The organism is Pseudoalteromonas sp. ND6B, assembly GCF_000764215.1.
Classification (GTDB): domain Bacteria; phylum Pseudomonadota; class Gammaproteobacteria; order Enterobacterales; family Alteromonadaceae; genus Pseudoalteromonas; species Pseudoalteromonas tetraodonis.
The window spans coordinates 32,100-44,854 of the sequence record NZ_JQFL01000089.1; the positions used below are offsets into that span (position 1 = coordinate 32,100).

Below are 12,755 nucleotides of genomic sequence, written 5' to 3' on the forward strand. Positions count from 1 at the left end.
ATCTTTACTAATAAGGGTTACACACCTGCGTTTCCACGTTATTATAGTCGACCGTTCAAAGAACAGCTTAATGCTGAGAAAACTAAGTAGAGACACACATTATGATCAGTGCATTTGATATGTTTAGCATTGGTATTGGCCCTTCATCGTCACATACCGTTGGCCCAATGCGTGCATCACGCTTATTTGTTAATGACCTAAACGAACAACAACTATTAGCAAATGTGACCGATGTAAAAGTAGAGCTTTACGGCTCGCTTGGCCAAACAGGTGTTGGCCACGGCTCTGGTAAAGCAGTGATACTTGGCTTAGCAGGGTATGATCCTGAAACCATTGATGCCGATTTAGTGGATGACATACTCGCTAAAATTGAAAAAGAACAGGTTATTTACCTAAACCAAACTCACAAAGCTAAATTCCCTAAGCAAGGCGCGATTGTTTTTCATCGCAGAAAGACACTCCCTAAACATTCCAACGCAATGGAAATTATTGCCTATAACAATGGCGAAAAAGTATATAGCAAAGTTTACTACTCTATTGGTGGCGGATTTATTGTTACTGATGAAGAGTTTGAAAAAGAAAAACAAGCCGCTTTAGATATCCGTGAAGAAAACCCAGCCCCGTTCCCGTTTGGCTCGGCTAAAGAATTACTCGAAATGTGTAAAGAGTCGGGTTACAGCGTATCAACGTTAATGATGAAAAACGAAAAGACGCTACGCAGTGAAGAAGCCATTAAAGATGAGCTATTTAATATTTGGCAAGTAATGAAAGCCTGTATTGAGCGAGGTATGCGCACCGAAGGTATTTTACCTGGCGGATTAAAAGTAAAACGCCGTGCGCCAAGCTTATATTTAAAGCTTAATGTAGAAGTCAGTAACGATCCGCTGCGCGCCATGGACTGGGTTGATTTATTCGCATTAGCTGTAAACGAAGAAAATGCAGCCGGAGGACGTGTAGTAACTGCCCCCACAAATGGCGCAGCCGGAATTTTACCTGCAGTATTAATGTATTATCATACTTTTATTAAAGAAGTAGACCGTGATATTGCTACCCGCTACTTATTAACAGCCGCTGCAATAGGCATTTTATATAAAAAGAATGCCTCTATTTCTGGTGCTGAAGTGGGTTGCCAAGGCGAAGTCGGTGTTGCTTGTTCAATGGCCGCAGGCGCACTTACAGAAATTGTTGGTGGTAACGTTGTACACGTAGAAAATGCCGCTGAAATTGGTATGGAACATAACTTAGGGTTAACCTGTGACCCTGTTGGCGGCTTAGTGCAAGTCCCCTGTATTGAACGTAATGCAATGGGCGCTATTAAAGCAATTAATGCGTCGCGCCTTGCTATACGCGGTAGTGGTGAGCAAAAAGTATCGCTGGATAAAGTAATAAAAACCATGCTCGATACGGGTAACGATATGAAAACAAAATACAAAGAAACCGCTCGCGGTGGACTGGCCGTTAATATTATCGAGTGCTAATTAACCTGAACTCTGGTTAAGAGATTTACTAACATATTGAATCAAAATGATATTTATGTTTATTTTCTCTAGCTAGAGATTTTTAGTGAAAACAAGGCGAAATTACGCGTCAATAGCTAGCCTATTGCAAGTAAATTCAACGCAGTTAGCGCTGAAAATAGCTGCTTGAGATGGATTTATTATCCACAGTTCAGGTTAATTACATAGCACAAAAAAAGCCGCTTAGTTGCAAAACTAAGCGGCTTTTCATTGCTGTTTATGGCGGTTACTTAACCGGCAATTCAATATCAGCAAATAACTTATCAACATCTTCTTGATTACGCAGTAAACTCGCACGCTCTACTCGCTCTTTAGTTAAATGCGGTGCAAAACGTTCGATAAAGTCATACATGTAGGTGCGTAAAAAACTGCCCTTTCTAAAGCCAATTTTAGTCGTGCTCGCCTCAAATAAATGGCTAGCATCAATGCACACTAAGTCGCTGTCGTTTACCTGATCAATTGCCATAGATGCAACCACACCCACACCTAGCCCTAAACGCACATACGTTTTAATGACATCGGCATCGGTGGCAGTAAATACAATATGTGGCTCTAATCCGTAAGCATTAAATGCTTTGTCGAGCTCCGAACGACCTGTAAAGCCAAATACGTAAGTAATGAGTGGGTATTGGGCTATATCAGCCACTGTTAAATTATCCACTTTTTTCGCAAGGGGATGATCTTTAGCAACCACAATACTACGATTCCAATGGTAGCAAGGCAGCATTACTAAATCTGAATATAAATGAAGCGCTTCTGTGGCAATGGCAAAGTCAGCATCACCGCGAGCGGCTGCATCCGATATTTGCTGTGGTGTACCTTGGTGCATATGCAGTGATACCGCAGGGTATTTTTGAGTAAAGCCTTTAATTACACTCGGTAACGCATACCGTGCTTGTGTATGCGTGGTAGCAATATTAAGTTTGCCTTGATCCGGTAAAGTATGTTCATTCGCAACCGCTTTAATACCCTCAACTTTTGAGAGTATTTCGCGTGATATGTTAATGATTTCCTCGCCAGCGCCTGTAACATGAGTTAAATGCTTACCACTGCGGCCAAAAATTTGTACACCGAGCTCATCTTCTAACATACGTACTTGCTTAGAAATACCAGGCTGGGAGGTAAATAAACTCTCAGCCGTAGCTGAAACATTTAATTTATGATTTTGAACTTCTACGATATATCTAAGTTGTTGTAATTTCATGGCTATGTAGTTTCGTTATAATTCACATTGACAGATAAAAGCGCACCCTAACTATAGGTAGCTATATAAAAGGCTGATTAATGTTACATAATATAACAATTAATTTGTTGAAATTTCAGGTTAACACAATAAATAAACTTGAGGTAGCAATGATTATCAGCAATCGAAACATAACATATTAAGATTTAAACGCTTTATGGTGACGCTTTTTTCAGTTAATCTGAGCAAAGTTTCCCACCTTTTATATATTTAATGTAAGATTAGATAATAAGGTTAAGAATTTGAGAATTATAACATGATAGTTTCCATTATAATTGTATTAATTGTTGCACTTATAGTCATTGCACTATGGGTTAGTGCTGTTCAGCAACACAAAGAAAAACAAGAAGCTGAACGACGCAAAGAGTTAACAAAACAAAAAGCAATCATTGAAGAAACCGAAGAAGCATTAATGAATAGCGCCAACATTCCACTTTCAGAGGCAACTCAGCGAATATTACAACGACGAATTCATGATGCGCTCAGTCAAATGGTGTCTATTTCAAGCGGAGGTAGTGGACTAAAAAACCGCTTAAAAGAAGCAAAAGAGCGACTACAAAACCCAATTCAAGACGGTTCAGATGGCTTTGTATTACCAGGCAACGACAAACAACTGATATCGCTGATACAAGGCATTAAAAAGTTACGCACTATTATTCGTTCTGAGCATAATAAAGGCAAAGTAGACAGCCAGGTATTTATTGCAGAAGACAAACGCCTTGAAAAGCTACAACTAAGAATCAACATTGAAAGCCAAATAAAACGAGGGTTATCAGCGCAAACAGCTGGAATGATAGGCTCTGCTAGGCAGTACTTTGAAAAAGCAGCTGCCACACTTAACAGTGTTTCATTTAATGACGATTACATTACGGCAAAACGAGCTGAAGTTGAAGGCTACCTTGAAACGATAAGTAATGAACTCAAGGCATCAAATGCTACATCATTGAAGAAAAAGAACGAACAAGAGCAAGATGATTTAGACGTATTATTTGCACCTAAAAAGAAATGGTAATTCCTTTCTAAATAAAAAAGCCCATGCAGTTGCATGGGCTTTTTTTAAATAGGATTTTGCCCCACTTTGTGTTTACATATTAGGACATATACACATTCTAACAAGCTGACTGCATTAAGATAAAAATGCGAACTTAACAATAAACAAGGCAGTTAAAATCCAAACACTAATGCTTACCTGATCTTTTTTGCCACACAGCACTTTTACCGCCGTATAAGAAATAAAACCAAGTGCAATACCGTGTGCAATTGAGAAAGTCAGCGGTGTCATTAATAATACAACACTCACCGGAATTGCATCAGTCATGTCGTCCCAATTCACAAACTTTAAGTTTTGTAGCATCAATACAGATACATATAAAATAGCTCCCGCGGTTGCGTATGCAGGCACCATTTGAGCTAAAGGCGCAAAAAACATCATCAGTAAAAAGCAGCAACCCACAACCACAGCGGTTAAACCCGTTCGACCACCAACAGATACACCTGCAACAGACTCAATGTATGACGTGGTTGTTGAAGTACCGAGCATTGCACCTGCAATGGTTGCTGTGCTGTCAGCGCTTAATGCACGACCTAAACGCGGCATATTACCGTTTTTATCTGCTAAACCAGCCTTCTGAGTTACCGCAACTAACGTGCCTGAGGTATCAAACAAATCAACGAATAAAAACGCAAAAATAACACTCAACATCGACAGTTCAAACGCGGCACTAAAGTCCAGTTGCATAAAGGTCGGCATGATAGAAGGTGGCATAGCAATAACACCATGATACTCCACTAACCCCATAGACACAGCAATCGCGGTGACTAGTAAAATACTAATCAGTACGCCACTTTTAAAATCGCGATAAAGCAGTGCAGCAATAACAAAAAAGCTGAAAATAGCCAATAAAGGACCATGCGAGGTAATATCACCCAACTGCACCAGTGTTGCAGGACTTGATACAATAATACCGGCACTTTTAAGTGCGATGAGAGCTAAAAATGCGCCAATACCCGTTGCTATTGCTTGCTTGAGCACCAGAGGGATTGCATTAATAATCCACTCTCGCACCTTAAATAAGCTTAGAATTAAAAATATACACCCTGACATAAATACCGCACCCAACGCAGCTTGCCAGCTATAACCCATACCTAATACAACACCATAGGTAAAAAATGCATTTAATCCCATACCCGGTGCCAATGCCAGTGGATAATTGGCCCACAAACCCATAATAAAACACCCTATTGCAGCAGCAATACAGGTGGCAACAAAAGCAGCACCTTGGTCCATACCGGCTTCTGCAAGCATAGCTGGGTTTACGAATACGATATAAACCATCGTAATAAATGTAGTCATACCGGCAATACATTCACGGCGAACCGAAGAATCATTTGCACGGATTTTGAATAAGGCTTCGAGCATAATAAACTTGTGGTTGTAAAAAGTGGCGAGATTTTAGCATAAAAATAACTTTTTACAGGACATTTTACCTTGCTATATACTAAACTAGCTAAGTGATTAAAATAACAAACGAAGTAGCATGATCAAAACGACACCAAGTGGCCAAGACTTAGAGCAACAATTAGACAACATTCTTTCTTTTGTAACGCAACCAAGCGATGCAAATCTCCCTGCGAGCTCTAAAAACACCGATCAAGACACATTAAATAAAGCCCTTTATTACCTTAAAAATGAACAAGGCGCCTTAGCCGCAAAATGGATGCGTTTGGCAGCAATGGCAGGAAATTATCGCGCGCAGTTTTATTTAGGGCTGTTTTTTATAAAAGGACAAGGTGTGCCGCAAAGTGTATTTCATGGTGCTGCGTGGCTTAGCTTAGCCGGTAGTCAAGGCTATGAACCTGCCATAGAAGCAATGAGCGATATACGAAAACATATTAGTACCAAACGACTTAAAGATGCTCAATGCTACGCAGCCAGCCTGTATGAACAAATTCACCAGTTACAATTTTCACATTTGATCCCCTCTAGTAGCGAAAAATAATTTCACTGCCCAGCAACTCATTTCATCTGTAAATTAATTAAGCGTTAATAGCCAAAGCAAGCACGCTTAATTAATTTAAACTACTGTATACCCCCTGTTCATCTGTATTTATTTGCTCCCAGCCTTAAAATTAATTCTGTGGGCATTAACTTTCAATAAAAATTAAACCATTGTTATATATAGATTATTTGTATATTTATAGTAACTGTCGCGTTTTAAGATGAATAACTGTACAAAAAAATAGCAAAAAACACTTGCACCAAACAACTGTATAAACTACTGTATGAATGTACTGTATAAAAACCCAGTGAGTGAGAAGAATATGTTACAGCCAATTACCGTAAGAACAGTTAAAAGCTACCAGCAAGATGACCAATCAGATTGTGTTAACGTTGTACAAATTGAAGATGAAATTTCAGCAACGTTTGAGTTATTAAAAGTATTACACCAATACAACAGCCTAAACGCATGGACACTGTTAATAGCACCAGATAACGTACCGAGCAAAGCGCTACTTGATTCATGCTCAATTGATACCAGTAAATTACTGGTTATTCGTCAAAAGCATTTAGTTAATTTAGAGTATGTTTTAAGTTCTGCACTTCACAATGGAAATTTTGCCGCGGTGATCACCTGGACTGACATAATAAATAACCAACAACTGTCGCAGTTATCATTAAACTTGAGCCATACGCGCACTAAGTTGTATTGCTTTAGCAAAAAAAGCGCTCATTCTGAGATTTCACTTACGCAATAAGCTTGATAAACTAGCGTTTTAATACACAGTACATTTATCATGACTTCTAACGCCCTATTATGTTTTTGTGGCAGTCAGCAACCTTATGCTGATTGCTGCGAGCCTTTTCATTTAAAAACCAAACAGCCACTCACACCAGAGCAACTTATGCGTGCACGCTACAGTGCTTATGCTGTTAAAAACGCGGTTTTTGTTCGTGAAAGTTATGCAAAAGAAAAACAAGCTGAAAATTCAATTTCAGAAATTAAAGATTTTGCAAATAGTTGCCGTTTTATAAACTTAGCCGTATTAGACTCTGGTTATAATGATGAAACAGGATTTGTTACATTTAAAGCTCACTACTTTTATCAAGATTTATATTGCGAGTTGACAGAAAATTCAAGGTTTATTAAAGAAGATGGACAATGGCGGTACCTTGATGGTGAGATTACACCGGTTGCCGATATTAAAGTAAAACGTAATGATACGTGCCCTTGTGGCAGTAATAAAAAATACAAAAAATGTCATAGTGTATAAACTTCAGCTACAAAAAATGGGCCACAAGGCCCATTTTCAAAAACTACACTAAACGCAAATTAGCGTTTTACTCGCCATCATCTTCATCGAAATCTTGACGCTGTGCAGGTCTTGCTAAAATCTCTAAGTAAAAAGAAGTTAAACCTTGCTTTTCAATTTCACTGATGTGATTGTTAATTTCAGCAACGTGAACCACTTGGGCTTCTTCAGCCGTGTTACCAAACTTACAATCAAATGCCCAGTAGTCGGCATCAACAGGTAAAGTTTTATTACGTTCTCTTTTCAAATATTTTTTCACTTCATGCTTTGCAGCATCAACCATACGAGGGTATTTGATTTTCTCATGATTCAGCGTGAATGTTTTCTTCATTACGTTCCTAATTACCTTGGTTTAATGATAATGGCATTTAATGTCATACCATTTGCGCCATTATAGCAATTGCATTTAAATTTTGGATGCTTTTTTTATATTAAATCAGTTATTAAAATAAAGCACCTATAAAACCAATAGTTACTTACTACTATAAACACAGTTTATTACAATTAAATGGCATGTATAAAGCAGCAATTGAACACATATAATTAGGCACTAAACAAATGTAATGGCTGGTGGATAGCTTCATTTTGTAAATCATCATAAAATGCCACCGCATCCATTTGAGGGTTTGATAACTCGGTGTTGGTATTTTGGATTCGTCGACGTACCGCTAATTCACAGTTATCCATTACGTTAAGCGGAATGTGGTTTCTATCATCACGAATATTAAATGGCTCAGGCTTTAAGCACTGAGTTAACTTTATATCACTCATCCCTACAGCGCTTCCCATTTTTGCTAAAAGCTCTGTGTTATTTTTACCAATTAACATATTAAAGGTATCTGGCGCTAATGGCTGCTTTGGACCTGCGCCAAATTGTTTACGCAGAGCATCTTCATTAGCTTGATAATGCTTAGTGTCACTTTTGGGTAGGTGGAATTCACTAAAATCGAGTGCATCGTGAGAGAGCATTGCTAATAAAAGTGCAAACTCGCCTCGGCGGTTTTCGTGCACACTTTCGTTAAGCCTTGTTTTTAACTGGCTCTCCGTGATTAACAAATCACCAATCTGCATAGACTTTAGCCTATTTAACTAATTAATAAGTATTTATCGGCTAAATTTGAATTTTCTTTAGCTTTTTTCTTTACTTAAATAAGAAGTTTGCTATTATCTGCCGCGTTGCATTGGAGGGGTTCCCGAGCGGCCAAAGGGATCAGACTGTAAATCTGACGGCTCAGCCTTCGCTGGTTCGAATCCAGCTCCCTCCACCACTTTTCTTAGGCTAAGTTAAGTGGGGCCAAATGCAATAACAATTAGTGTGGAGGGGTTCCCGAGCGGCCAAAGGGATCAGACTGTAAATCTGACGGCTCAGCCTTCGCTGGTTCGAATCCAGCTCCCTCCACCACTTCTCTTCTCTACCTTATTTCTTTTTATTCAAATACCCACTGTAAACTCATACCATGATTGTTTAACCAGTTACTTGCTTGTTTATAATCTGAATAAAATAATCCCACACGTTGCCAAAATTGAGCACTGTGATTTAAATATTTTAAATGTGCTAATTCATGAACAATCACGTAGTCAATGACCCATGTCGGTGCACTTGCCAAGTGTAAGTTGAAGGTTAGTTCACGCCTGCGATTACAACTACCCCAGCGACGTTTATACAATTGAATACGAATATTACTCGGTAGCTTTTCACCCATCAGCTGACAATAATCGTTAACTCGCATTTCAATATAACTTTCTAATTTCTCATGCAAAAACTGCTCTAGCAAACTTTGATACATTTGCGTTTGATGCTTTACACGTGAAGAAATACTCAGTAACAGCGTTTGGCTTTCATTGTGCTGCTGCCATTGAGTGCGTACTGCGTTATCAAATTGCACATTAACAGCTTCATTAAATAATTTAATACTCTGGGTTTTGAGTGGAAACTGTCGTGTATCGGCTTGAATTTGTTGCTTATGTAACTGAGCATCAATCCAGTCCTGTTTACTTAACAGCCATTCATTAATTTGTGTTTTCGTTACAAAATGGGGCGCATATACCGTAAGCTCACGTTGTGCGACTTTGATAGCCACTGTTTTTCTTCGCTTACTACGCTTTAAAGTGTAATCCAACAATGAATGCTGCCTATTTATAATTAACCACTGGGTTTTATTTTACCTTGTACCATAACGGCTAATCTATAAATAATCCCCACTAAATGCCATTTTAATAACAATGCATTTAGTGCTACTCAATAAATAGTATGATTTAGAGCTTAAAACACTTACGTTACTTTTGTAATTTATAACTCAATACCTTGTGATTATTATTGTATTTTATATTAGACTGAATTTAAGAGTTATTATGTGAATGATTGATGTTAACTAATTTTTTTATAAACGAACCAGATCCAAGCCTAATTATTAATGGTGTATACGACCCAAGTTTAGTGACACTATCTATACTCACCGCAATTTTTGCAGCTTATTTTTCTTTGCACGTTATCGATTTAGCAAATAATACACATTTTAAATCTTATCGAAAGTTAGCCAATATAACCGCAGCCTTAGTCCTTGCCGGAGGGGTCTGGAGCATGCACTTTATTGCTATGCTCGCATTTTCTTTGTGCACTACAATTGAATACGACCCCACACTCACTTTTGTGTCGTTTATACCGGCGTTACTGGCATGTACCATTGCTTTTTCTTGTTTGAAAACATATAGCTCTAACCCTCGTATTATCAATTTAATTCTAAGCTCTCTTTTATTTGGCGCGGGTGTTGGCACCATGCATTACAGCGGTATGGCCGCGATGCAATTAAGTCCTTTACTTCGTTATGATCCAATATGGTTTGGCGCTTCAATTGTTGTTGCAGTGCTGCTGTCTTTTATAAGTCTCTATGCACGTTTTCATTTACCAGCACACTTTAAAAAATTAACGCCTGTGCATAATCGTATTATTTGTGCCCTTATTCTTGGCCTTGCCGTGGCTGGTATGCATTATATGGGCATGGCTGCTACGCGATTTATTGCAACAAGCCCGATAATTAACGAGCAAACAAACCAATCACATCTAACCTTTATTGCTATTAGTGTGTCGTTCGCCACGCTTTTATTAACAGCGGTGGTTGTGATCATCAATGGCATGATCCGTTATAGAATGCTGTTGGGGAAAAAATCAGCTGAAGAGTCTCGCCTTGATGCTATTTTATCAACTGCCATTGACGGCATCGTTACTATCAATATTAAAGGCACTATTTTGAGCTTTAATAAAGCCGCAGAAACAATTTTTGGCTGGCAAGATAATGAGGTCATTGGCCAGAATGTAAAAATATTAATGGCTGATGATATTGCTAATCAACACGATGCTTTTTTAAAAAATACAACAAACCATGAGGTAAAACGTGTTATTGGTGTTAATCGCGATGTGTGGGCAAAACATAAAAATGGTCATCAATTTCCAATTCGCTTAGGGATTGGTGAAGTAAAGCAATTACAAACTGAAACATTGTTTGTGGGCTTTATTACCGATTTAACTGAGCAAAGAGCGTTACAACAAAGCTTAATTGAAAAAGAGCGACAATACCGTACCTTAATGAACAATATGCCCGGTGTGGTATTTCGCTGCTTGTTAGATGAACACTGGAGTATGTTGTTTATCAGCCCTAGCGTCTATGAACTAACGGGTTATCGCGCTGAAGAATTTACTGAGCAGCGTATTACCTTTGCCGAGCTTATTGTTAAAGAAGATGAAGCGGCTATTTCTTTAGCGATTGATCAAGCAGTTGCATCGACCAGTCAATACTCAATTGAGTATCGCATTCGCCATCGCAACGGCAATATTATTTGGGTACTTGATCAAGCAAGTATTATCACTAACTCTAAAGATGATACACGCTGGGTTGATGGCGTTTTAGTTGATATAACCAAGCGCCATGAATATGAGCAAAGCTTAAAGCAAGCTAAATACGAGGCTGAAGCAGCCGCGCAAGCTAAACAGTCTTTTATGGCAAATATGAGCCATGAGATACGTACCCCCATGAATGCAATTATTGGCTTTAGTGATATTTTAATGGATAGTCCGCTTAATAAAGAACAACAAAAACAAATTATTACCGTTAATAACGCTGCGCGTTCTTTATTGCATTTACTCAACGATATCCTTGACTCAGCAAAGCTAGAGAAAGGTAAACTCGAAATTCAAAAAGTACATTTTAACTTGCAAGAATTGCTCGATAATATTGTGTCGACATTTTGGCTTGATGCAAAACGCAAAGACTTACAGCTCATTTTAAAAATAGCTGACAATGTAAATCCATTTTATTTTGGTGATGATACGCGTTTACGCCAAGTGCTAACCAATTTAATCGGCAATGCGATAAAGTTTACTGAGCAAGGCCATGTTACTGTTTCGGTTACTCATAAACCCAATCAACCCATTTTATTTGAAGTACAAGATAGTGGTATAGGTATCGAAAAAGGTCGCCTTGAGGCTATTTTTAAACCCTTTGAGCAAGCAGATGGCACCACAACACGCCGATTTGGTGGCACAGGGCTTGGCACAACAATTAGTAAGCAGCTGGTTGAATTAATGGGCGGCAAAATATATGCACAAAGTACCCTTGGTCAAGGTAGCTGTTTTTCCTTTACTGTTGGGCTTGAGCCAGGCGAAAAAAGTCAGGTGCAAGCCATTAGTAAAAACGCATTTAGCTTACCCCCATTAAAAATCTTAGTGGTGGATGATATTGAACAAAATATCGAACTACTCACTATTATGCTTTCCCAAGCAGGCCATCAGGTAAGTAAAGCAAATAATGGTTTTGAGGCCATTGACATGTTTAATCAGCATCGCTTTGATATTATCCTAATGGATATTCATATGCCTAAATGTGATGGGATCAGTGCCACAGCATCAATTCGCTCTTTAGAGCAGCAAAAAAAACTAAAGCACACGCCAATAATTGCCTTAACGGCCAGTGTGCTACAGCAAGATAAGCTAACAGCCAAACAAGCGGGTATGAATGGTTTTACAACGAAACCCGTTGACATAAACCAACTCAACCAAGAAATAGCACGGGTGCTTGGGCTTACTATCAGCCAGTTAGTAACTAACGATCCAATAGATTCAAAACTTCGTATAGATTTTAATAAAGGCGAAAAAATGTGGGGCAGCAAAGAGAAACATCTCAAAGAGGTTGTACTCTTTTTAGCTCAGCATCAAAATAGTATGCTAACTTTGGCGACCACTAAGCTAAACGATAAGCATCATGCTCATATTTTGCATAATTTAAAAGGTCTTGCCGGTAATTTAGCGCTCAATAATTTATCTTACTTAATTGCGCAAGCTGAAAAACAACGTGATATAACAAGTTATACTCAGTGCATATTAAAATGTCAGCAAGAGTGGCAGCAGCTAGCAGATGAATTATCACACTTACACATTGCTTTTAAAGAGAATGAATTACAAAAAGAAACCGTGTCAGATGCTGAATTTATTCACCAATTAACGCTTTTACTCAGCCAAGCTAAACGAGCAGAGTTGGATGATACGTTATTAAGTTATATTGAAAGAATAACACCCGAACAACACAAAGCTGCTATTTTGAATATTTATGAGCAGTTTAATGACTTTGAATTTGATAATGCACAAACACAGCTCAACGCATTATTAACAACACTCAATAACTAGCTCTTCT

At 38.4% G+C, this 12,755-nt stretch carries 11 protein-coding genes and 2 tRNA genes; 8 read left to right on the forward strand and 5 right to left on the reverse strand.

What is annotated here, in order from left to right; genetic code table 11:
• Positions 1–101: 101 nt before the first annotated feature.
• A complete protein-coding gene (locus ND6B_RS00460; protein WP_008112780.1) occupies positions 102–1,478 on the forward strand; it encodes an L-serine ammonia-lyase in 1,377 nt (458 codons plus the stop codon).
• A 265-nt stretch (positions 1,479–1,743) separates the two neighbouring features.
• Here the strand turns inward: ND6B_RS00460 and cysB are convergent, their stop codons facing one another.
• Complete coding sequence (gene cysB / locus ND6B_RS00455; RefSeq protein ID WP_008466190.1) at positions 1,744–2,721, reverse strand: HTH-type transcriptional regulator CysB; 978 nt, start codon at positions 2,719–2,721, stop codon at positions 1,744–1,746.
• A gap of 295 nt (positions 2,722–3,016) precedes the next feature.
• Here cysB and ND6B_RS00450 point away from each other — a divergent pair, with 295 nt between their 5' ends.
• A complete protein-coding gene (locus ND6B_RS00450; RefSeq protein WP_013465225.1) occupies positions 3,017–3,772 on the forward strand; it encodes a hypothetical protein in 756 nt (251 codons plus the stop codon).
• Between the two features lie 114 nt (positions 3,773–3,886).
• Here ND6B_RS00450 and ND6B_RS00445 read toward each other — a convergent pair whose 3' ends face one another.
• Positions 3,887–5,179 carry an NCS2 family permease gene (locus ND6B_RS00445; RefSeq protein WP_051686724.1) on the reverse strand — a complete coding sequence of 431 codons (1,293 nt, stop codon included), beginning with the start codon at positions 5,177–5,179 and terminating at the stop codon, positions 3,887–3,889.
• Positions 5,180–5,297: 118 nt separating this feature from the next.
• On the opposite strand from ND6B_RS00445, the gene ND6B_RS00440 reads away from it, so the two are divergent.
• The 3 genes from ND6B_RS00440 (at position 5,298) to ND6B_RS00430 (ending at position 7,032) form a co-directional block, all read left to right on the forward strand.
• Positions 5,298–5,759 (forward strand): sel1 repeat family protein, encoded by a 462-nt coding sequence (locus tag ND6B_RS00440; RefSeq protein ID WP_033104392.1) that lies wholly within the window; start codon positions 5,298–5,300, stop codon positions 5,757–5,759.
• Between the two features lie 322 nt (positions 5,760–6,081).
• Positions 6,082–6,516: a SulA-like leucine-rich domain-containing protein gene (locus tag ND6B_RS00435; protein ID WP_013465228.1), complete on the forward strand. Its 435-nt coding sequence runs from the start codon at positions 6,082–6,084 to the stop codon at positions 6,514–6,516.
• A 39-nt stretch (positions 6,517–6,555) separates the two neighbouring features.
• Complete coding sequence (locus ND6B_RS00430; protein ID WP_033104393.1) at positions 6,556–7,032, forward strand: YchJ family protein; 477 nt, start codon at positions 6,556–6,558, stop codon at positions 7,030–7,032.
• Positions 7,033–7,099: 67 nt separating this feature from the next.
• Here the strand turns inward: ND6B_RS00430 and ND6B_RS00425 are convergent, their stop codons facing one another.
• A complete protein-coding gene (locus ND6B_RS00425; RefSeq protein ID WP_008113037.1) occupies positions 7,100–7,402 on the reverse strand; it encodes a DUF6172 family protein in 303 nt (100 codons plus the stop codon).
• 212 nt (positions 7,403–7,614) lie between these two features.
• The gene (locus ND6B_RS00420) at positions 7,615–8,142 is read right to left on the reverse strand and encodes a VC2046/SO_2500 family protein (RefSeq protein ID WP_033104394.1); all 528 of its coding nucleotides are present in this window, start codon (positions 8,140–8,142) and stop codon (positions 7,615–7,617) included.
• A gap of 112 nt (positions 8,143–8,254) precedes the next feature.
• Here ND6B_RS00420 and ND6B_RS00415 point away from each other — a divergent pair.
• Together ND6B_RS00415 and ND6B_RS00410 are read left to right on the forward strand one after the other, a co-directional pair.
• Positions 8,255–8,339: transfer RNA gene (locus ND6B_RS00415), tRNA-Tyr, on the forward strand.
• 49 nt (positions 8,340–8,388) lie between these two features.
• Positions 8,389–8,473 (forward strand) — tRNA-Tyr (locus ND6B_RS00410).
• 25 nt (positions 8,474–8,498) lie between these two features.
• On the opposite strand, the gene ND6B_RS00405 is transcribed toward ND6B_RS00410, so the two are convergent.
• A complete protein-coding gene (locus ND6B_RS00405; protein WP_033104395.1) occupies positions 8,499–9,191 on the reverse strand; it encodes a M48 family metallopeptidase in 693 nt (230 codons plus the stop codon).
• Positions 9,192–9,436: 245 nt separating this feature from the next.
• On the opposite strand from ND6B_RS00405, the gene ND6B_RS00400 reads away from it, so the two are divergent.
• On the forward strand, positions 9,437–12,748 hold the full coding sequence (locus ND6B_RS00400; RefSeq protein ID WP_033104396.1) for a PAS domain S-box protein: 3,312 nt from the start codon (positions 9,437–9,439) through the stop codon (positions 12,746–12,748).
• Positions 12,749–12,755: the final 7 nt, after the last annotated feature.

Bases quoted from the DNA above. Each gene is read 5' to 3' on its own strand.
- ND6B_RS00460 (WP_008112780.1), top strand. From the start codon at position 102: ATGATCAGTGCATTTGATATGTTTAGCATTGGTATTGGCCCTTCATCG.
- cysB (WP_008466190.1), bottom strand. From the start codon at position 2,721: ATGAAATTACAACAACTTAGATATATCGTAGAAGTTCAAAATCATAAA.
- ND6B_RS00450 (WP_013465225.1), top strand. From the start codon at position 3,017: ATGATAGTTTCCATTATAATTGTATTAATTGTTGCACTTATAGTCATT.
- ND6B_RS00445 (WP_051686724.1), bottom strand. From the start codon at position 5,179: ATGCTCGAAGCCTTATTCAAAATCCGTGCAAATGATTCTTCGGTTCGC.
- ND6B_RS00440 (WP_033104392.1), top strand. From the start codon at position 5,298: ATGATCAAAACGACACCAAGTGGCCAAGACTTAGAGCAACAATTAGAC.
- ND6B_RS00435 (WP_013465228.1), top strand. From the start codon at position 6,082: ATGTTACAGCCAATTACCGTAAGAACAGTTAAAAGCTACCAGCAAGAT.
- ND6B_RS00430 (WP_033104393.1), top strand. From the start codon at position 6,556: ATGACTTCTAACGCCCTATTATGTTTTTGTGGCAGTCAGCAACCTTAT.
- ND6B_RS00425 (WP_008113037.1), bottom strand. From the start codon at position 7,402: ATGAAGAAAACATTCACGCTGAATCATGAGAAAATCAAATACCCTCGT.
- ND6B_RS00420 (WP_033104394.1), bottom strand. From the start codon at position 8,142: ATGCAGATTGGTGATTTGTTAATCACGGAGAGCCAGTTAAAAACAAGG.
- ND6B_RS00400 (WP_033104396.1), top strand. From the start codon at position 9,437: ATGTTAACTAATTTTTTTATAAACGAACCAGATCCAAGCCTAATTATT.